The organism is Pseudomonas fluorescens NCIMB 11764, from assembly GCF_000293885.2.
Taxonomy (GTDB): domain Bacteria; phylum Pseudomonadota; class Gammaproteobacteria; order Pseudomonadales; family Pseudomonadaceae; genus Aquipseudomonas; species Aquipseudomonas fluorescens_B.
The window spans coordinates 2,342,769-2,362,696 of the sequence record NZ_CP010945.1 but is presented as its reverse complement, the minus strand read 5'-3'; the positions used below and the strand labels follow the sequence as shown (position 1 = coordinate 2,362,696).

22 protein-coding genes are annotated in these 19,928 nt (G+C 59.5%); 1 reads left to right on the top strand and 21 read right to left on the bottom strand.

The genetic code is table 11. The annotated features are described in order from the left end of the window. Positions 1-58: 58 nt before the first annotated feature. The 18 genes from bamB to trmJ form a co-directional block, all read right to left on the bottom strand. Positions 59-1,210, bottom strand: a complete 1,152-nt coding sequence (gene bamB / locus B723_RS10730; RefSeq protein WP_017340310.1) for an outer membrane protein assembly factor BamB — start codon at positions 1,208-1,210, stop codon at positions 59-61. After that, complete coding sequence (locus tag B723_RS10725; protein WP_017340311.1) at positions 1,203-1,844, bottom strand: tetratricopeptide repeat protein; 642 nt, start codon at positions 1,842-1,844, stop codon at positions 1,203-1,205. Before B723_RS10725 ends, bamB begins: the two co-directional genes overlap by 8 nt. Positions 1,845-1,884: 40 nt before the next feature. Continuing rightward, positions 1,885-3,174 (bottom strand): histidine--tRNA ligase, encoded by a 1,290-nt coding sequence (gene hisS / locus B723_RS10720; protein ID WP_008042422.1) that lies wholly within the window; start codon positions 3,172-3,174, stop codon positions 1,885-1,887. Positions 3,175-3,211: 37 nt separating this feature from the next. Beyond that, on the bottom strand, positions 3,212-4,321 hold the full coding sequence (gene ispG / locus B723_RS10715) for a flavodoxin-dependent (E)-4-hydroxy-3-methylbut-2-enyl-diphosphate synthase (RefSeq protein ID WP_007903603.1): 1,110 nt from the start codon (positions 4,319-4,321) through the stop codon (positions 3,212-3,214). A 3-nt stretch (positions 4,322-4,324) separates the two neighbouring features. Beyond that, positions 4,325-5,359 (bottom strand): RodZ domain-containing protein, encoded by a 1,035-nt coding sequence (locus tag B723_RS10710; RefSeq protein ID WP_017340312.1) that lies wholly within the window; start codon positions 5,357-5,359, stop codon positions 4,325-4,327. Then, positions 5,359-6,117: a type IV pilus biogenesis/stability protein PilW gene (pilW, locus tag B723_RS10705; protein ID WP_017340313.1), complete on the bottom strand. Its 759-nt coding sequence runs from the start codon at positions 6,115-6,117 to the stop codon at positions 5,359-5,361. The genes B723_RS10710 and pilW overlap by 1 nt, the downstream gene beginning before the upstream one ends. A 17-nt stretch (positions 6,118-6,134) precedes the next feature. Beyond that, positions 6,135-7,277, bottom strand: a complete 1,143-nt coding sequence (gene rlmN, locus B723_RS10700) for a 23S rRNA (adenine(2503)-C(2))-methyltransferase RlmN (RefSeq protein ID WP_017340314.1) — start codon at positions 7,275-7,277, stop codon at positions 6,135-6,137. Positions 7,278-7,305: 28 nt separating this feature from the next. Further along, entirely contained in the window at positions 7,306-7,731 is a 426-nt protein-coding gene (ndk, locus tag B723_RS10695) for a nucleoside-diphosphate kinase (RefSeq protein ID WP_007916882.1), read from the bottom strand. Between the two features lie 92 nt (positions 7,732-7,823). Then, complete coding sequence (iscX, locus tag B723_RS10690; protein ID WP_017340315.1) at positions 7,824-8,024, bottom strand: Fe-S cluster assembly protein IscX; 201 nt, start codon at positions 8,022-8,024, stop codon at positions 7,824-7,826. 14 nt (positions 8,025-8,038) lie between these two features. Further along, complete coding sequence (gene fdx / locus B723_RS10685; RefSeq protein WP_008014719.1) at positions 8,039-8,380, bottom strand: ISC system 2Fe-2S type ferredoxin; 342 nt, start codon at positions 8,378-8,380, stop codon at positions 8,039-8,041. After that, positions 8,380-10,245 carry a Fe-S protein assembly chaperone HscA gene (gene hscA, locus B723_RS10680; protein WP_017340316.1) on the bottom strand — a complete coding sequence of 622 codons (1,866 nt, stop codon included), beginning with the start codon at positions 10,243-10,245 and terminating at the stop codon, positions 8,380-8,382. Before hscA ends, fdx begins: the two co-directional genes overlap by 1 nt. Before the next feature lie 51 nt (positions 10,246-10,296). Next, positions 10,297-10,818 carry a co-chaperone HscB gene (gene hscB, locus B723_RS10675; protein WP_017340317.1) on the bottom strand — a complete coding sequence of 174 codons (522 nt, stop codon included), beginning with the start codon at positions 10,816-10,818 and terminating at the stop codon, positions 10,297-10,299. An 8-nt stretch (positions 10,819-10,826) separates the two neighbouring features. Beyond that, the gene (iscA, locus tag B723_RS10670; RefSeq protein WP_007903589.1) at positions 10,827-11,150 is read right to left on the bottom strand and encodes an iron-sulfur cluster assembly protein IscA; all 324 of its coding nucleotides are present in this window, start codon (positions 11,148-11,150) and stop codon (positions 10,827-10,829) included. Positions 11,151-11,177: 27 nt separating this feature from the next. Then, the gene (gene iscU, locus B723_RS10665; RefSeq protein ID WP_003443374.1) at positions 11,178-11,564 is read right to left on the bottom strand and encodes a Fe-S cluster assembly scaffold IscU; all 387 of its coding nucleotides are present in this window, start codon (positions 11,562-11,564) and stop codon (positions 11,178-11,180) included. Positions 11,565-11,649: 85 nt separating this feature from the next. Continuing rightward, a complete protein-coding gene (locus B723_RS10660; RefSeq protein WP_017340318.1) occupies positions 11,650-12,864 on the bottom strand; it encodes an IscS subfamily cysteine desulfurase in 1,215 nt (404 codons plus the stop codon). Positions 12,865-12,914: 50 nt separating this feature from the next. Further along, a complete protein-coding gene (gene iscR / locus B723_RS10655; protein WP_007903581.1) occupies positions 12,915-13,406 on the bottom strand; it encodes a Fe-S cluster assembly transcriptional regulator IscR in 492 nt (163 codons plus the stop codon). A 254-nt stretch (positions 13,407-13,660) separates the two neighbouring features. Continuing rightward, positions 13,661-14,437 carry a serine O-acetyltransferase gene (cysE, locus tag B723_RS10650; RefSeq protein WP_031319081.1) on the bottom strand — a complete coding sequence of 259 codons (777 nt, stop codon included), beginning with the start codon at positions 14,435-14,437 and terminating at the stop codon, positions 13,661-13,663. A gap of 2 nt (positions 14,438-14,439) precedes the next feature. Further along, positions 14,440-15,210, bottom strand: coding sequence for a tRNA (cytosine(32)/uridine(32)-2'-O)-methyltransferase TrmJ (gene trmJ, locus B723_RS10645; protein WP_008025492.1), 771 nt, complete (start codon positions 15,208-15,210; stop codon positions 14,440-14,442). 146 nt (positions 15,211-15,356) lie between these two features. On the opposite strand from trmJ, the gene suhB reads away from it, so the two are divergent. Further along, a complete protein-coding gene (gene suhB / locus B723_RS10640) occupies positions 15,357-16,175 on the top strand; it encodes an inositol-phosphate phosphatase (protein WP_017340320.1) in 819 nt (272 codons plus the stop codon). A 246-nt stretch (positions 16,176-16,421) separates the two neighbouring features. Here the strand turns inward: suhB and B723_RS10635 are convergent, their stop codons facing one another. From B723_RS10635 to secD, 3 genes are all read right to left on the bottom strand, one after another. Further along, positions 16,422-16,970 carry a glycine zipper 2TM domain-containing protein gene (locus B723_RS10635; protein ID WP_017340321.1) on the bottom strand — a complete coding sequence of 183 codons (549 nt, stop codon included), beginning with the start codon at positions 16,968-16,970 and terminating at the stop codon, positions 16,422-16,424. Between the two features lie 120 nt (positions 16,971-17,090). Beyond that, entirely contained in the window at positions 17,091-18,005 is a 915-nt protein-coding gene (secF, locus tag B723_RS10630) for a protein translocase subunit SecF (RefSeq protein ID WP_017340322.1), read from the bottom strand. Between the two features lie 9 nt (positions 18,006-18,014). Next, a complete protein-coding gene (secD, locus tag B723_RS10625) occupies positions 18,015-19,883 on the bottom strand; it encodes a protein translocase subunit SecD (RefSeq protein WP_017340323.1) in 1,869 nt (622 codons plus the stop codon). Positions 19,884-19,928 lie beyond the last annotated feature (45 nt).

Below are 19,928 nucleotides of genomic sequence, written 5' to 3'. Positions count from 1 at the left end.
AAACGCTGCGAGCCCCGCAGAACGGGGCCGCTTGGGGGTTAAACCCCAAGCATAGTCCTTACTTGATGGTCAGGGCTTCCAGTTTGCCGCTGTTGCCATACAGATAAATCGTGTCACCCACCACCAGCGGACGGGCACGCAGGCCGTCGCTGTCGATGCGCTCGCGGCCAACAAAGCGACCGTCCACCTGGCTCAGCAGGTGCACGTAGCCTTCCATGTCACCGACCGCAACATAGCTGGAGAACACTTCCGGAGCCGACAGTTGACGGCGAGCCAGCGAATCGTTGCTCCACAAAGCCGTGGTGGAACGCTCGTCGACGCCTTCAACGGTGCCCGAAGACAGGCTCACATAAACAGTGCCGAAACCCTGGGCCACGCCGGCGTAGCTGGAAGCATCACGCTGCCAGAGTTGACGCCCGCTTTCCAGGTCCAGTGCCGCAACGCGACCCTGATAACTGGCGACATACAGCGTACCGCCGGACAGCAGCAAGCCACCGTCGATATCGACAACACGCTCCAGCTCCGAACGACCTTGTGGAATCGCTACCCGCTGTTCCCACACCGGCACGCCGTTGGAGATATCGAGCGCGACCACTTTACCGGTCGACAAACCAGCCACCGCGAGGCGGTTGGTGACGATCGGCGCACTGGTGCCACGCAGGGTCAGGACGGCAGGCGTGCTGTCATACAACCAGCGCTGGTTGCCGGTAGCGGCATCCAGACCGATCAGACGGTCGTCCTGAGTCTGGACCACCACCACGTCACCGTTGTTGGCCGGCGGTGCGAGGACTTCGCTGGACACGCGAGCGCGCCATTTCTCTTCACCGTTGGTAGCGTCCATGGCAACGATTTCGCCCTTGGTCGTACCGATCACGAGCAAGCCGTAACCCACGCCAACGGCGCCGGAAACAGGCAGTTCGAGGTCTTTCTTCCATTTGACGTCGCCATTGCTGCGATCCATCGCCATCACCACGCCGGTGACGTCGGCGGCATAGATGGTATCGCCATCGATCGCCGGAACCAGCATGTTGTAGGTTTCGCCCTGACCGTCACCGATCGAACGACTCCACTGCTTTTGCAGGACCACTTCTTCTTTGAAGTCGACCAGCTCGGCAGGCGGCAATTCTTTTTTGCTGTTGCTGCTGCAACCCGCGGCCAATACGGCCAGAGCCAGCAATGCTGCATGTTTCCAACGGATCACGTCACGCATCCCCTTTGGCCAGATCGTCCAGCTTGATTTGTAGGCCACCGACTGCCGCTTCATCCGACAGTGCCGCCTTGGCTTTTTGATACGCAGCGTTCGCTTCATCGGTACGACCCAACTGCACCAGCAGGTCGCCCTTGAGTTCTTCGCGAGTGGCGAGGAATGCTTTATCGGCATCGCCTTCGAGCAGTTTCAGGGCTTCATCGGCCTTGTTCTGCGCGGCCAGTACCTGCGCCAGGCGCTGACGGGCGATTTCACCCAGTGCCGGGTTGGCCGGTTTGGCAACGATGGCTTTCAGCTCGGTGGCAGCGTCGTCCAGCTTGCCGCTGTCGACCGCGACTTTCGCCACGAACAGGCTGCCGTACTGCGCGTAGGCGGTGCCGCCGAACTCGCTGTTAAGCTTGCCGGCCAGGTCCGAAACACGGGCGGCGTCAGGCTTGCCGTCAGGCGTCAGCGTGGTTTCGAGCAATTGCTGATAGAGAATCGAGGCGCTTTGCGACTGATTGCTCTGATACTTGTGATAGGCCTGCCAGCCGAACACGATGACCAGCGCCAACAGGCCGCCAGTGACCAGGGGCTTGCCGTTGCGTGACCACCAGTCCTTAAAATCCGCCAGCTGTTCGTCTTCGGTACTCGACACCCCAATACTCCTTAATCGCTAAATCGGCTGTTTGACAGCTTCAACCCTGCACGACGCAGGTGGCCAGGTGTGCAGCAAGCGCATCCCAGGCAATGCTTTGTTGTTCGCCCTGGCCACGCAGGGGTTTGAAACCTACCACTTGCTGGGCCATTTCGTCGTCACCGAGGATCAGCGCGTACAGCGCACCGCTCTTGTCGGCCTTCTTGAACTGGCTTTTGAAGCTGCCGGCGCCGGCATTGATCTGCAGGCGCAGGTTGGGCAATTGATCGCGAACCTTTTCGCTCAACGTCAGCGCAGCCAACTCGGCAGCCTCGCCGAATGCGCAAAGATAGACGTCGACCTGACGGGAGATCTCTTCCGGGATCTGCTCCAGGGTTTCCAGCAGCAGCACGAGGCGCTCGATGCCCATGGCGAAACCGACGCCCGGGGTCGGCTTGCCGCCCATCTGCTCCACCAGACCGTCGTAACGACCGCCGGCACACACGGTGCCTTGAGCGCCCAACTTGTCGGTGACCCATTCGAAAACGGTCTTGCTGTAGTAATCCAGCCCGCGAACCAGCTTCGGGTTGATCACATAAGGAATGCCGGCGGCGTCCAGGCGAGCCTTGAGCCCCTCGAAGTGCACGCGGGATTCGTCATCGAGGTAGTCGGCCATTTTTGGCGCGTCGACCAGGATCGCTTGAGTGTCGGCGTTCTTGGTGTCCAGAACCCGCAGCGGGTTGGTCTTTAGACGGCGCTGACTGTCTTCGTCGAGCTTGTCCAGGTGAGCGGACAGGAACTCGACCAGCGCTTCGCGATAACGACCGCGGGATTCGCTGGTGCCCAGGCTGTTGAGCTCGAGCTTGACTGCATCACGGATACCCAGCTCGCCCCACAGGCGCCAGGTCAGCACGATCAGCTCGGCGTCGATGTCCGGACCGTCGAGGTTGAACACCTCGACACCGATCTGGTGGAACTGGCGATAACGGCCTTTCTGCGGACGTTCGTGGCGGAACATCGGGCCGATGTACCAGAGTTTCTGCACCTGGCCACCGCCGGTGATGCCGTGCTCGAGCACCGCACGCACGCAGGCCGCCGTGCCTTCGGGACGCAGGGTCAGCGAATCGCCGTTGCGGTCTTCGAAGGTGTACATCTCTTTTTCGACGATGTCCGTCACTTCGCCGATCGAGCGCTTGAACAGCTCGGTGAACTCGACGATCGGCATGCGGATCTGCTTGTAACCGTAGTTATCCAGCAGACGCGAAACGGTGCCCTCGAAATGACGCCACAGGGGAGTCTGTTCGGGCAGGATGTCGTTCATGCCACGTATGGCTTGCAGAGACTTGCTCACTATCAATCCTTAAATTTGTCCGGCTCTTTAGTCAGGCTCAGCCACGCGCAATAACGGCAGCGTCGGCTTCGACCTTTTCGGCCGCTTTCTGGCGGATCAAGCGTTCGAGCTCATCCACCAGATTGTCATTCGTCAGTTTCTGCGACGGCTTGCCGTCGATGTAAATCAGGTTTGGCGTGCCGCCGGTCAAGCCGATATGGGCTTCCTTGGCTTCGCCCGGCCCGTTGACCACGCATCCGATGACCGCGACATCCAGCGGCACCAGCAAGTCTTCGAGGCGCCCTTCCAGCTCGTTCATGGTTTTGACCACATCGAAGTTCTGCCGCGAGCAGCTCGGGCAGGCGATGAAGTTGATGCCACGGGAACGCAGGTGCAGGGATTTGAGAATGTCGTAGCCGACTTTCACTTCCTCGACCGGGTCGGCCGCCAACGAGATGCGGATAGTATCGCCAATCCCTTCGGCGAGCAGCATACCGAGGCCCACGGCAGATTTCACCGTGCCGGAACGCAAACCACCGGCTTCGGTGATGCCCAGGTGCAGCGGCTGGACGATTTCCTTGGCCAGCAAGCGGTAAGCGGCGACGGCCATGAACACGTCGGAGGCTTTCACGCTGACCTTGAAGTCCTGGAAGTTCAGGCGTTCAAGGTGTTCGACGTGACGCAGGGCGGACTCGACCAGCGCGGCCGGGGTCGGCTCGCCGTATTTCTTTTGCAGGTCTTTTTCCAGGGAACCGGCGTTGACGCCGATGCGGATCGGAATCCCGCGGTCACGGGCGGCATCGACCACCGCACGCACGCGGTCTTCACGACCGATGTTGCCCGGGTTGATCCGCAAGCAGTCAACGCCCAGTTCGGCGACGCGCAGCGCGATCTTGTAGTCGAAGTGAATGTCGGCCACCAGCGGCACTTTGACCAGTTGCTTGATCTTGCCGAAGGCTTCGGCGGCGTCCATGTCCGGCACGGAAACCCGCACGATATCGACACCAGCGGCTTCCAGACGATTGATCTGGGCCACGGTGGCGGCGACGTCATTGGTGTCGCTGTTGGTCATGCTCTGCACAGCGATGGGCGCATCGCCGCCAACAGGCACGTTACCGACCCAGATTTTCCGGGATTCGCGACGCTTGATTGGAGATTCGCCGTGCATGACTTATTGACCCAACTTCAGGCGAGCAGTCTCGCCACTGGTGAACGGAGCGACATCGACCACCTGCCCGTTGTAGCTGACCTGCGCGCCACGGGCGAAGCCCAAGCGCACGGCAAACGGCGGCTTGCCGCTGACGGTAACGTTTTCGCCTTTACGCTTGAGACCACTGAGCAGCACTTTGCCAGTGCCGTCGGTAACCTGGGTCCAGCAATCGGCAGTGAATTGCAGTTGAACCTGACCCTGGCCGGCAGCTGGAGCAGCCGCCGCAGGAGCGGGAATGGTCGGCGTGACCGAAGCGCTCGCAGGCGGGGTCGATACCACAGGTGCCGTCGGAGCTGGCGCTACCGGCGTCGAGACAACCGGCGCGGTGCTGTGCGCCGGTGCCGCGGGGGCCGGGGCAACCGGTGCGGTTGGAGCAGTTGCTGGCGCAATGGCTTCAGGTTCGGCTGTTGCTTCAGTGGAATTCTCGACTTGCGGCAATGCCAGCGACGTCGTGCCTTGCGCCTGACCTTCCACGACAGCCTGGTCTTCCGGCTCGTCCAGCGGATGGATCTGGGTGGTGCCGTCGGCGCCTTCGACTTCAACGTGTTCCGGGCTCAGGCTGACCTGCTCTTTGCTGCGCAAGGAGGTCTGATCCTGCCACCAGACAAAACCACCACCGATCACCGCAATCAGCAGCAACAGGCTGACGATTCGCAAAATGGTGTGGGAAACGCGGACAGGTTCTTCGATGCGGCCCAGGCTATGGACGTTGCTGCCCTGGGAGTCGGTGCCGGTGGATTGGTCGAACTGCTGAACCAGAACGGTCTGGTCCATGCCCAGCAATTTGGCATAGGCGCGAATATAACCACGGGCAAAGGTATGCCCAGGCAGCTTGTCGAAAGCGCCGGCTTCAAGATTGCTCAGGGAATTGACGGTGAGGTTGAGCTTGAGGGCCACTTCGGCCAGCGACCAGCCATTGCTTTCGCGGGCCTGGCGCAAAGTCTCACCGGGGTTAACGCGATTCGCTGCTACAACTTCGGGATGCGCCGCTTTCATCATTGCTCCGACAAGTATTGCTGATATTCCGGCGTACCGGGATAGAGTCGTTTTAGTTGCAGGCCAAAACTGGCGGCCTTGTCGCGATCTTCGAACACTTTTGCCAGCCGAACGCCGAGCAATAGACTACGTGCATTTTGCTCGGTGAGCAGGCTAAAACGGTCGTAATAGTCACGCGCGGGCACATAATGCCTGTCTTCGTAAGACAACTCAGCCATTTCCAGCAATGCACGTGGCTGTTGGCGGTTCAAACGCAGGGCTTTTTCCAGTTGCTGCCGGGCCAGATCACGCTGGCCAAGCTTGGAAGCGGTCATGCCCAGGTTCTCGAACACCCTTGAACGCTCAGGATACAGGGTATCGGCGGCGGCCTGTTCGAAGCGCTCGTAAGCCTCTTTGTAACGTTTCTGCTCGAAAAGAAAACTGCCGTAATTATTCAGGATGCGTGCATCGCCAGAACGGGAGGACAGCGCCTTGCGAAAATGCTCGTCCGCCAGCTCCGGCTCCATCTCGGCCTGAAACACCAGACCCAAAGCGGCGTTGGCGTCAGGGTCCGAGCTGTCCAGCTCCAAGGCCTTTTTCAGTGGAACCTTGGCGCGTTCGGTCATGCCCTGCTGCAAGTAGCCCAGGCCCAGTTGCACATAGGCGACACGCGCTTCGTCGCGGCCCTTGCTGGTCTTCATCGGGTTGAAATCGCCCGACAGGACGCAACCAGTACAAAGACTGGCCAACAGCACAAGCAGCGCGAAGCGCAGGGACATAGAGATCCTCTCTTGAGTTATTTCGCGGCGTTTTGCGCCATATCGCTGTCGGCGCTCAACTCGCGCACGGCAATATAACGTTCGCTGCGACGGGTGCGATCCAGCACCTGCCCTACCAATTGGCCACACGCGGCATCGATGTCTTCACCGCGGGTAGTGCGTACGGTGACATTGAAACCTGCATGGTGAAGCTGATCCTGGAACCGGCGAATCGCGTTGTTGCTCGGGCGCTCGTAACCGGAATGCGGGAACGGGTTGAACGGAATCAGGTTGATCTTGCACGGGATGTTCTTGAGCAACTCGATCATCTCGACCGCGTGCTCGACCTTGTCATTGATGTCCTTGAGCAAGGTGTACTCGATGGTCAGCACGCGTTTTTCGCCCAGGGACGACATGTAGCGCTGGCACGACTCGAGGAGCATCTTAAGCGGATATTTCTTGTTGATCGGCACCAATTGGTTACGCAATGCGTCGTTCGGTGCGTGCAGGGACAACGCCAGGGAGACGTCGATGTGCTTGGACAGCTCATCGATCATCGGCACCACGCCGGAGGTCGACAGGGTCACGCGGCGCTTGGAAATGCCGTAGCCCAGGTCGTCCATCATCAGATGCATGGCCGCAACGACGTTGTCGAAGTTCAGCAGCGGCTCGCCCATGCCCATCATCACCACGTTGGTGATGGCACGGTCGGCGGTCGCCGGGATGCTGCCAAACGATTTATTGGCAATCCACACCTGGCCGATGACTTCGGCGGCGGTGAGGTTGCTGTTGAAACCTTGCTTGCCGGTGGAGCAGAAGCTGCAATCCAGGGCACAGCCTGCCTGGGACGAAACGCACAACGTGCCGCGTTTGCCCTGGGGAATGTAAACGGTCTCGACGCAGCTGCCGGACGCCACGCGCACCACCCACTTACGGGTGCCGTCGGTGGAAATGTCCTCGCTGACGACTTCAGGACCGCGAACTTCGGCAATAGCCTTGAGCTTGTCACGCAAGGCCTTGCTGACGTTCGTCATGGCGTCGAAATCATCGACGCCAAGGTGGTGAATCCATTTCATTACCTGACCGGCACGGAAACGCTTCTCCCCGATCGAGTCGAAGAATTTTTCCATTTCCTGTTGAGTCAGACCCAGCAGGTTGGTTTTTACAGTCGATGTAGTCATGGATTCACCTTCACTCTTAAGCCAATGCTTAGCGAGTGGTTACTTCAGTAGCTGCGAAGAAGTACGAGATTTCGCGAGCAGCAGCGGCTTCGGAGTCCGAGCCGTGTACAGCGTTGGCATCGATGGAATCAGCGAAGTCAGCACGGATGGTGCCGGCAGCAGCTTCTTTAGGGTTGGTAGCGCCCATCAGCTCACGGTTCAGAGCGATAGCGTTTTCGCCTTCCAGAACCTGAACGACAACCGGGCCGGAGATCATGAAAGCAACCAGGTCGCCGAAGAAACCGCGAGCGCTGTGCTCAGCGTAGAAGCCTTCAGCTTCGGCTTTGGACAGTTGCTTCAGTTTCGAAGCTACAACGCGCAGGCCTGCTTTTTCGAAACGAGTGGTGATCTCGCCGATGACGTTTTTTGCAACAGCGTCAGGCTTGATGATGGAGAAAGTACGTTGAACAGCCATGGTGTAACTCCAGAAACGGTAATTTGTGAAAAATTAAACCCGCGAATTATACGCGGGTTCTTGGGTATTGCCTAACTGCGTACGGTGCAGACTCAGTCTGCTTCTTCGATCCAGGCGGCCTGAATGGCTTCAAGCACCTTCTCGCCACCGCGTGTCGGATCATCACTGAACTCCGGCAATGCCAGCACCCATTTGTGCAGATCGACGAAGTTCACATAACGCGGGTCCACTTCCGGCTTGGATTCAGCCAGCTGGATCGCGATTTCCAGCACATCAACCCATTTCAGACTCATGACAGTTCCTTGAATCAGTGCGGCGCTTCGGCGGCATGGTTGAGCGAGTATTTCGGAATTTCGACAGTCAGGTCTTCAGTCCCGACGATCGCCTGACAGCCTAGACGCGATTGCGCTTCCAGACCCCAGGCCCGATCAAGAAAGTCTTCTTCCAGCTCATCAGCCTCTTCCAGCGAGTCAAAACCTTCGCGGATGATGCAGTGACAAGTGGTGCAGGCGCAGACGCCACCGCAGGCACTTTCCATCTCGATGTGGTGTTCATGGGCCAGCTCGAGAATGGAGATGCCGGGCTCAGCCTCGACAACCATGCCTTCCGGGCAGAACTTCTCGTGGGGCAGAAAAATGACCTGCGGCATCAGTTATCCTCGATTTCATTCAGGTTGCGCCCCGCCAGCGCGGCTTTCACCGTCGAGTCCAGGCGGCGGGCAGCAAAGGCATCGGTCACTTGCGACAGACGCTTGGTCTGCTGCTCGATGGCGTAACCATCGGTACCTTTCATCAGTTCGGTCAGTTCCTGCATCTGCAGCTCGATGACCATGCGCTCTTCGGCGTCGAGCAAACGCTCGCCGTCAGCCTCGAGGGCGGCTTGCACCGCTTCGATCAGGCGCTGGGCATCAACCTGCTGCTCCCGCAATACGCGAGCGACCTTGTCGTCATTGGCGTGCTGGAACGAATCCTTGAGCATCTTGGCGATTTCGCCGTCGGTCAGGCCGTAGGACGGCTTGACCTGAATGCTGGCTTCAACGCCCGAACCCAATTCACGGGCCGACACGCTGAGCAGACCGTCGGCATCGACCTGGAAGGTCACACGAATCTTCGCCGCACCGGCCACCATCGCCGGAATACCGCGCAATTCGAAGCGCGCCAGGGAGCGGCAATCGCTGATCAGCTCGCGCTCGCCCTGCAATACGTGAATCGCCATGGCCGACTGGCCATCTTTGTACGTGGTGAAGTCCTGGGCACGAGCGACGGGGATGGTGGTGTTGCGCGGAATCACCTTCTCCATCAGGCCGCCCATGGTTTCCAGCCCCAGGGACAACGGAATCACGTCAAGCAACAACAGTTCGCCACCATCGCGTTTGTTACCGGCCAGCGTATCGGCCTGGATCGCGGCACCGATGGCCACCACTTGATCCGGATCGATTTCAGTCAGCGGCTGGCGACCAAAGGCTTCAGCGACCGCCTCGCGAACGCGAGGTACGCGGGTCGAACCGCCGACCATGACCACAGCGTGCACTTCTTCCAGCTCGATGCCGGAATCTCGCACTGCACGGCGGCAGGCTTTCAGGCTGCGAGCGACCATCGGCTCGATCAGCGCATTGAAGGCTTCGCGGGTGAGTTCGGCTTTCCAGTCGCCATAAGCGACTTCTACGGCAGCAGCATTGGTCAGCGCTTCTTTGGCCGCGCAAGCGGTTTGCAGCAGGTTGCGCTGTGCACCCGGGTCGAGGTCGGCGGACAAACCGGCGCTCTCGATGATCCAGCCAGCGATCGCGTGGTCAAAGTCATCGCCGCCCAAGGCACTGTCGCCGCCGGTGGCCAGCACTTCGAACACACCGCCGGTCAGGCGCAGGATCGAAATATCGAAAGTACCGCCGCCCAGGTCATAAATCGCAACCAGGCCTTCAGCATGCTGATCCAGACCGTAGGCCACCGCCGCAGCGGTCGGCTCATTGAGCAAACGCAGCACGTTCAGGCCGGCCAGCTTGGCCGCATCCTTGGTGGCTTGACGCTGAGCATCGTCGAAATAGGCCGGGACGGTGATCACCGCACCGACCAGCTCGCCACCCAAGGTCGCTTCAGCGCGCTGACGCAGCACCTTGAGGATATCGGCGGAGACTTCGACCGGGCTTTTCGGGCCCTGGATGGTGTCGATGAACGGCATGTGCGATTCGCCGCCGACAAAGCGGTACGGCAGTTGATCGCCCAACTGCTTGACGTCGGACAGACCACGACCCATCAAGCGCTTGACCGACAGCACGGTGTTCAAAGGATCGGTAGCGGCAGCCAGCTTGGCGGACTCGCCCACTTCGACGCGATCGGCGTGATAGCGCACGGCAGACGGCAGGATGACTTGCCCGTCAGCGTCGGCCAGGGGCTCGGAAAGACCACTGCGCAATGCAGCGACCAGCGAATTGGTAGTGCCCAAGTCGATCCCCACAGCCAGACGACGCTGGTGCGGTTGAGGACTTTGGCCGGGTTCGGCGATCTGCAGTAGGGCCATCGTGATCAGGACTTATCTGTATATCAGGCGTGCGACCGGAGCGGCACTGGGTTAATCGTCGAGGCGCTCTTCTAACTGGCGCACTTCGTAGGTGAGCTTGTCGAGGAACTGCATGCGCCGCATCAGGCGTTCGGCCTGCTCACGTTGCGCTGCGTCATTCCAACAGGCTGCGAAGCTTTGGTTCAGTTCTTCCTGAGCGGTTTTCAGGCGACGCTTGAACGCTGCAATACCGGCCATGTCGGCACTGTCTTGCAGGTCTTCGAGCTCTTCACGCAGCTCCATCTGCTGCAGGAGAAACGCCGGATCATGCACCGTGACCTCCAGCGGCAGCTCGCCACCATTCAGGGCGAGCAGGTATCGCGCGCGCTTCGGGGGGCTTTTGAGCGTCTGGTAGGCCTCGTTGAGGCTCGCGGATTGCTCTAGCGCCAGCCGTTGCTCGCGCTCGGAAGCGTCCGCAAAACGGTCCGGATGAACACTGCGCGCCAACTCACGGTAGCGCGTAGCCAGCTGCTCGAGGTCCAGATCGAAACTCGGTTGCAGCTCGAATAAAGCGAAATGACAAGGAGTACCCACAAGAAGCCTCAGATATTGAAGCTTTCGCCGCAGCCACATTCACCGCGTACGTTGGGGTTGTTGAACTTGAAGCCTTCGTTCAACCCTTCCTTGACGAAATCGAGCTCGGTGCCGTCCAGGTAGGCCAGGCTTTTCGGGTCGATGATCACTTTTTCGCCGTGACTTTCGAACACCTGATCCTCTGCAACCACCTCGTCGACAAACTCCAGCACGTAGGCAAGGCCGGAACAGCCCGTGGTGCGAACACCCAGACGAATCCCTTCACCTTTGCCGCGCCCGTTGAGGGAGCGTCGCACGTGTTGAGCAGCCGCTTCTGTCATGCTGATAGCCATCGGTGACTCCTTACTCGTCGCCAAAAATCAGATCAAGCCTTTCTTCTGCTTGTAGTCGCGAACGGCCGCTTTGATAGCGTCTTCAGCAAGTACGGAGCAGTGAATTTTCACTGGCGGCAGGGCCAGTTCTTCGGCCAGTTGAGTGTTCTTGATGGTCTCTGCTTCATCCAGAGTCTTGCCTTTCATCCACTCGGTCGCCAGGGAGCTGGAGGCGATAGCCGAACCGCAACCGTAGGTCTTGAACTTGGCGTCTTCGATGATGCCTTGCTCGTTGACCTTGATCTGCAGGCGCATTACGTCGCCGCACGCCGGGGCGCCGACCATGCCGGTGCCGACATCCGGGTCTTCGGCGTCCATCTTGCCGACGTTACGCGGGTTTTCGTAGTGGTCGATGACCTTTTCGCTGTAAGCCATGATTCTTAATCCTCACTCATCAGAGAGTCGCTCTTGAAGCCCTGGGAACCGGGGTTCGACAGGGCCGGTTTGCGGCGACTTGAAATCAGTGTGCCGCCCACTCGATTTTCGAAATGTCGACACCGTCTTTGTACATGTCCCACAGCGGCGACAGAGCGCGCAGCTTGGTAACGGCCTCGCAGACTTTCTGCGCGGCGTAGTCGATTTCTTCTTCGGTAGTGAAACGACCGAAGGTGAAGCGGATCGAGCTGTGTGCCAGTTCGTCGTTGCGGCCCAGGGCGCGCAGTACGTACGAAGGCTCCAGCGAAGCCGAGGTGCAGGCCGAACCGGACGAAACCGCCAGATCCTTGAGCGCCATGATCAGCGACTCGCCTTCAACGTAGTTGAAGCTCAGGTTCAGGTTGTGCGGAACGCGGGCGGTCATGCTGCCGTTGACGTACAGCTCTTCCAGGTCTTCGACCTGCTTGAAGAAACGGTCGCTCAGGGCTTTGATGCGTACGTTCTCGGCAGCCATGTCTTCCTTGGCTACGCGGAAGGCTTCGCCCATGCCGACGATCTGGTGGGTCGCCAGGGTGCCGGAACGCATGCCGCGCTCGTGACCGCCGCCGTGCATGGTCGCTTCGATGCGCACACGCGGCTTGCGGCTGACGTACAGCGCGCCGATGCCTTTAGGGCCGTAGGTCTTGTGGGCGGAGAACGACATCATGTCGACTTTCAGTTTCTGCAGGTCGATCTCGACCTTGCCAGTGGACTGAGCGGCATCGACGTGGAACAGGATGCCCTTGGAGCGGGTCAGTTCGCCGATGGCTGCGATGTCGTTGATGGTGCCGATTTCGTTGTTCACGTGCATGACCGAAACCAGGATGGTGTCGTCACGCAGCGCTGCTTCGATCATCGCTGGCGTAATCAGGCCATCGGTCTGCGGCTCGAGGTAGGTCACTTCGAAGCCTTCACGCTCCAGTTGGCGCATGGTGTCGAGGACAGCCTTGTGCTCAATCTTGGTGGTGATCAGGTGTTTGCCTTTGGTCGCATAGAAATGCGCCGCACCCTTGATTGCCAGGTTGTCGGACTCGGTGGCGCCGGAGGTCCAGACGATTTCACGCGGGTCGGCGTTGACCAGGTCTGCGACCTGACGACGAGCGTTTTCGACGGACTCTTCAGCTTTCCAGCCGAACACGTGGGAACGGGACGCCGGGTTACCGAAGTTTCCGTCGACCAGCAGGCATTCACTCATTTTTTGCGCAACACGCGGATCAACCGGGGTGGTCGCAGAGTAATCAAGGTAAATCGGCAATTTCATGGACTATCTCCTAAATCAGGCTGGCTGGCGTGCCGCTAGCTCTTTGGCTGTCATTCGACGGCGGACGCTTCAATCTTGTCCAGGCGTGGCGCCTTGCTGTTGCAACGGCGCTGGTCCTGACGCTGGGCTACTTCTTGTACCTCACGGCGAGTGACAAGATCAGCCAAGCTGATACCGCTCAGAAACTCGTGAATCTGCAGGCTCAGGTCGCACCACAAGTGGTGAGTCAGGCAGGTGTCGCCTTGATGGCAATCGCCCTGGCCCTGGCACTTGGTCGCATCGACCGATTCGTTTACCGCATCGATCACCTGGGCGACCTGGATGCCCTGCATGTCGCGGGACAGCTGATAGCCGCCGCCGGGACCGCGGACGCTGGACACCAGATTGCTGCGGCGCAATTTGGCGAACAGCTGTTCGAGGTAGGACAGGGAGATGCCTTGGCGCTCGGAGATATCGGCCAGGGACACCGGCCCGTGCTGCGCGTGCAACGCCAGATCGAGCATGGCGGTCACGGCGTATCGGCCTTTTGTAGTCAGTCGCATGGACAATTACCACGGAGTTCGGAATGGGGCGAGTATGCAATTCCCGAGTATTTAAGTCAACTATAAGACCTAGTACTTTAGTCAGGTTTACCCGCAAAAGAGCGGCAGCATCATAGCAGGGTCCGCGGCTTAATGGCACACCGGCCGGCGTACTGCACCTTTCTGAATACGACCCCCTGTAGGAGCTGCCGGGGGCTGCGATCTTTTGTTTTTCAAGATCAACAGATCGCAACCTTCGCAGCTCCTACGGAGAATCAGCTGGCCTGGCTCTGATCCTTGTCCTTCACACACGCAAAGTCTTCTTCGCGCAGCTCAGGCAGATCTTTCGCACAATAATTACTGCCCAGGTCCTTCAGCGCCCCGCACATCCCCTCCAGACGCCCATCAACCGCCTGCAAATGATCGAGCAACTGATTGATGGCGCGAGCCACCGGGTCCGGCATGTCTTCGCCGACACCGTAAGCGTCAAAACCGATCTTCTCAGCCATGGCCTTGCGCTTGGCGTCCTGCTCTTCATCGGACTTGACGATGATCCGCCCCGGAATGCCGACCACTGTCGCACCCGCCGGCACAGCCTTGGTCACCACGGCGTTGGAACCGACCTTGGCCCCGGCTCCGACGGTGAACGGGCCGAGCACCTTGGCACCCGCCCCCACCACAACGCCATCTTCCAGCGTCGGGTGACGCTTGCCTTTATTCCAGCTGGTACCACCGAGCGTCACACCCTGATAAAGGGTGACGTCATTGCCGATCTCGGCGGTCTCACCAATGACAATGCCCATGCCATGGTCAATAAAGAAACGACGACCCACCTTGGCCCCCGGATGAATCTCGATCCCAGTCAACCAGCGACCGAAGTTCGACACCAGCCGCGCCAGCCATTTCAAGTCCGCCCGCCACAACATCGAGGACAAACGATGGATCCAGATGGCGTGCATGCCCGGGTAGCAAGTCAGGACTTCAAAAGCGTTACGCGCCGCCGGGTCACGATGGAAAACACTCTGGATATCTTCACGCAAACGCTCGAACATCATTAATCCTTCCGCTTTAGAAGCTCGCCACGGGCCGCTTTCTGGGTTTCCGTGAGGATGCCACGCAATATATTCATTTCCGCCCGGCTGACCGAGCTTCGTCCGTACAACCGACGCAGGCGCGCCATCAAGTGCCGTGGCTTTTCCGGATCGAGGAATTCGATGGCCACCAGGGTTTGCTCCAGGTGCTCATAGAATCGCTCCAGCTCATCCATGGTCGCCAGCTCAGCGCTTTTGACGGAGGCCACTTCTTCCTTCTCGACCTTGCTCGGCTGGCCTTGGGCCGCGAGCCAGGACATGCGCACTTCATAACTCAACACCTGCACCGCTGCCCCAAGGTTCAGCGAGCTGAACTCAGGGTCTGATGGGATGTGCACGTGATAATGACATCGCTGCAGCTCTTCATTGGTCAGGCCGGAATCTTCACGACCAAAGACCAAAGCGATTTCGGCGCCCTGCCCCGCCTCCTCGACCACTTTCGTCCCGCATTCGCGTGGATCGAGCAGCGGCCAGGGAATGCGTCGGTCACGAGCGCTGGTACCGAGCACCAGATTGCAGCCAACCAACGCATCTTCCAAGGTGGCGACGACTTGCGCGTTTTCAAGGATGTCCCCGGCGCCGGAGGCACGGGCATCCGCCTCGTGGTGCGGGAACAGCCGTGGTTCGACCAGCACCAGCCGCGACAGGCCCATGTTCTTCATGGCGCGCGCAGCCCCTCCGATATTGCCGGGGTGGCTGGTATTGACCAGGACGACACGAATGTTTTGCAGCACGGGAGGCGTTCTCGAACACAATAAAGGGGAGCCGAATCTTACAGCGCCGACTACCGTTAAGCTACGAAAGCGAACACCGACCTTCACCTGTAGAAAAGTTCTGATAGAATGCCCGGCTTTCTTTAACAACCTTAGGTGACACATCCATGCAGCCCATGCTGAATATCGCGCTGCGCGCCGCCCGCAGCGCCAGTGAATTGATCTTCCGCTCCATCGAGCGCCTGGATACCATCAAGGTCGACGAAAAAGACGCCAAGGATTATGTATCCGAGGTGGACCGCGCCGCTGAACAGAAAATCATCGACGCGCTGCGCAAGGCTTACCCGAACCACTCGATCATGGGTGAAGAAACCGGCATGCACGCCGGCACCGGGATCGAAGGCGAAGAATACCTGTGGATCATCGATCCGCTGGACGGCACCACCAACTTCCTGCGCGGCATTCCTCACTTCGCTGTCAGCATCGCCTGCAAATACCGCGGTCGCCTGGAACACGCTGTTGTCCTGGACCCGGTTCGCCAGGAAGAATTCACCGCCAGCCGTGGTCGCGGCGCTCAACTGAACGGTCGTCGCCTGCGCGTCAGCGGTCGCACCAGCCTCGACGGCGCCCTGCTGGGTACCGGCTTCTCGTTCCGTGACGACCAGATGGACAACCTCGACAACTACCTGGGCATGTTCCGCGCCCTGGTTGGCCAGACCGCAGGCATCCGCCGCGCCGGCGCGGCGAGCCTGGACCTGGCTTACGTGGCAGCGGGCCGTTTCGATGCATTCTGGGAGTCGGGCCTGTCCGAGTGGGACATGGCGGCAGGCGCCCTGTTGATCCAGGAAGCCGGCGGTTTGGTGAGCGACTTCACCGGCGGTCACGATTTCCTTGAGAAAGGCCACATCGTTGCCGGTAACACCAAATGCTTCAAGGCAGTGCTGACGGCGATCCAGCCGCACCTGCCAGCCTCGCTGAAGCGCTAAGCGACCGGCCACAAAAAAGCACCCTTCGGGGTGCTTTTTTTATGCCTGGAATCCAACCTCAAGAACACCACAAACCAAATGTGGGAGCGAGCCTGCTCGCGATGACAGAGCCACATTCAACATTGATGGAGGCTGACACACCACTATCGCGAGCAGGCTCGCTCCCACAGGAGATTTGTGGTGATGCATGAATTCCGGGCACAAAAAAAGCACCCCGAAGGGTGCTTCTTTTTGAATCCGAGCGATTTATTGACCCTGCTGATTCTGCGACAGGATCAACTTGCCTTCCTTATCGACCGGAATCTGGTTGCCCGGATCACGATCCATCCGCACCTTGCCTTCCTTGCCATCCAGCGAATAACGAACGTCATAACCCACAACCTTGTCGCTGATGTCATTCACGGTGTTACAGCGAGTTTGAGTCGTGGTGTAGGTGTCACGCTCCTGCATGCCTTCCTGAACCTTGTTGCCGGCGTAACCACCACCGACCGCGCCCGCAACCGTGGCAATTTTCTTGCCGGTGCCGCCGCCGATCTGGTTACCCAGCAGACCACCAGCCAGTGCACCTACCACCGTACCCGCGATCTGGTGTTGATCTTTCACCGGCGCTTGCCGGGTTACCGTGACGTCCTTGCACACTTCACGTGGCGTCTTGATTTGTGTCTTGACCGGTTCAACGGCTAGAACTTGCGCATACTCAGGGCCGCTTTTAACCAGGCTGTAGGTGGCAACAGCACCCCCGGCAGTCACACCGACAGCACCCAATACCGCACCAACCAGCAACGACTTGTTCACATGAACCTCCTGACCATCACCCGCGGAACATGTCCGCGCTTCTCCCAGCCTTGGAGCACAAAAAAAGGCGCGAGTTCAACTCGCGCCTTTTTCGGGCTGACAGCCGGAAAACGATGGCCGTTATGGACGGTCGTCGATTTCCTTGTCAGTGGCCACTGGAGCAATCAGGTCTTCGGTGCTCAGGTTCAGCCAGATCAACACCACGTTGGCGATGTAGATCGACGAGTAAGTACCCGCCAGAACACCGATAAACAGGGCGATGGAGAAGCCGAACAGGTTGTCGCCGCCGAAGAACAGCAGGGCCGCGATCGCCAGCAAGGTGGAGATCGACGTCGCCATGGTCCGCAGCAGGGTTTGCGTGGTCGAGATGTTGATGTTCTCGATCAGGCTGGCCTTGCGCAGCACCCGGAAGTTCTCACGAACCCGGTCGAATACCACGATGGTGTCGTTGAGCGAGTAACCGATGATCGCCAGCACCGCCGCCAATACCGTCAGGTCGAAGGTGATCTGGAAGAACGACAGGATACCGATGGTCACGATCACGTCGTGGATCAGAGAAACGATGGCACCGACCGCAAACTTCCACTGAAAGCGGAAAGCCAGGTAGATCAGGATGCCGCCCAGCGCCATCAGCATGCCGAGGCCGCCCTGGTCGCGCAGCTCTTCACCGACCTGCGGGCCGACGAACTCGACGCGCTTGACCGTCGCCGGGTTGTCGCCGCCGACCTTCAGCAGCGCTTCAGCCACTTGATGGCCCAGCTGCGGATCTTCACCCGGCATGCGCACCAGCAAATCGGTGGTTGCACCGAAGCTCTGCACGATCGCCTCGTGATAACCCGAAGTAACCAGTTGCTCACGCACCTTGGTGACATCGGCCGGACGCTCGTAGGTCAGCTCGATGAGCGTACCGCCGGTGAAGTCCAGGCCCCAGTTCATGCCCTTGGTGGCGACGCTGAACAATGCCAATGCCGTGAGGAACAATGTGACGCCGAACGCAACGTTGCGAACGCCCATGAAGTTGATTGTACGTAACATGGCAGCCCCTTAAATCCACAACTTCTTGAAGTCACGACCGCCGAAGATCAGGTTGACCATCGCGCGGGTCACCATGATGGCCGTGAACATCGAGGTAAAGATCCCGAGGGACATGGTCACTGCGAAGCCTTTGACCGGGCCTGTGCCCATCGCAAAGAGAATCCCGCCGACCAACAACGTTGTCAGGTTGGCGTCGAGAATCGCGGTGAATGCCCGGCCGAAGCCTTCGTTGATTGCCCGCTGCACGGTCATGCCCGCCGCGATCTCTTCACGAATCCGCGAGAAGATCAGGACGTTGGCGTCGACCGCCATACCCATGGTCAACACGATACCGGCGATACCCGGCAGGGTCAGCGTTGCACCCAGCAGCGACATCAGGGCCAGCAGCAGCACCATGTTCACCGCCAGCGCGACGGTGGCGATGATGCCGAAGAAGCGGTAGATGGCGATGATGAACAGCGAGACAAACAGCATGCCCCACAGCGATGCATCGATACCCTTGACGATGTTGTCGGCACCCAGGCTTGGGCCAATTGTGCGCTCTTCAGCGAAGTACATCGGTGCAGCCAGACCACCGGCACGCAACAGCAGCGCCAGTTCGGACGACTCGCCCTGACCGTTCAGGCCAGTGATGCGGAATTGAGCACCCAGCGGCGACTGGATGGTCGCGAGGCTGATGATCTTCTTCTCTTCCTTGAAGGTTTGAACCGGTACGTCTTTCTCGACGCCGTTAACCACTTGCTTGACGTAAGTGGTGACCGGACGCTGCTCGATGAAGATCACCGCCATGCTGCGACCGACGTTGCTGCGCGTTGCGCGGCTCATCAGCTCGCCACCGTGACCATCCAGACGGATGTTCACCTCTGGCGTGCCGTGCTCGCCGAAGCCAGCCTTGGCGTCAGTCACCTGGTCACCAGTGATGATCAGGCCACGCTCGATCTGTGCCGGAGGACGGTTGCCTTCGCGGAACTCGAAGGTTTCGGAAGTGGCTTTCGAAGCGCCAGGCTCTGCAGCCAGACGGAACTCAAGGTTGGCCGTCTTGCCGAGGATACGCTTGGCTTCTGCGGTGTCCTGCACGCCCGGCAGCTCAACCACGATGCGGTTGGCGCCCTGACGCTGAACGATCGGTTCGGCAACACCCAGCTCGTTGACGCGGTTACGGACCGTGGTCAAGTTCTGCTTGATGGAGTATTCGCGGATTTCCGCCAGCTTGGCCGGGGTCATCGCCAGACGCAGCACCGCCTGACCATTCAGGTCGGCCGGCACAATGTCGAAATCGTTGAAGTTCTTGCGGATCAGTGTGCGGGCCTGTTCGCGGGAAGCTTCATCAGCGAAGCCCAGCTGGATGGCACCGTTGAGTTGCGGCAGGCTGCGATAGCGCAGTTTCTCTTTACGCAACAGGCTCTTTACATCGCCTTCGTACACTTTCAAGCGTGCGTCGAGGGCTTTGTCCATGTCCACTTCCAGCAGGAAGTGCACACCACCGGACAAGTCCAGACCCAGCTTCATCGGGTGCGCGCCGAGGCTGCGCAGCCACTGCGGAGTGGTTTGTGCCAGGTTCAGTGCAACGACGTAGTCATCACCCAATGCCTTGCGCACGACGTCTTTGGCCGGCAGCTGGTCTTCAGCCTTGGTCAGACGAATCAGACCGCCCTTGCCGTTGGCCGCCAGCGTGGCTGCCTTGACGTTGATCCCGGATTCCTTGAGCGCAGCGCTCACACGATCCAGATCAGCCTGATTGACTTGCAGCGCAGTGCTTGCGCCGCTGACCTGAATGGCCGGGTCATCAGGATATAAATTGGGAGCGGAATAAATCAGACCGACCGCCAGCACCGCCAGGATCAGAATGTATTTCCACAGAGGGTATTTGTTCAGCATCACGCCGCCCGCTTATGACGCGGGGCGCCTTGCGCGCCCCGTCGA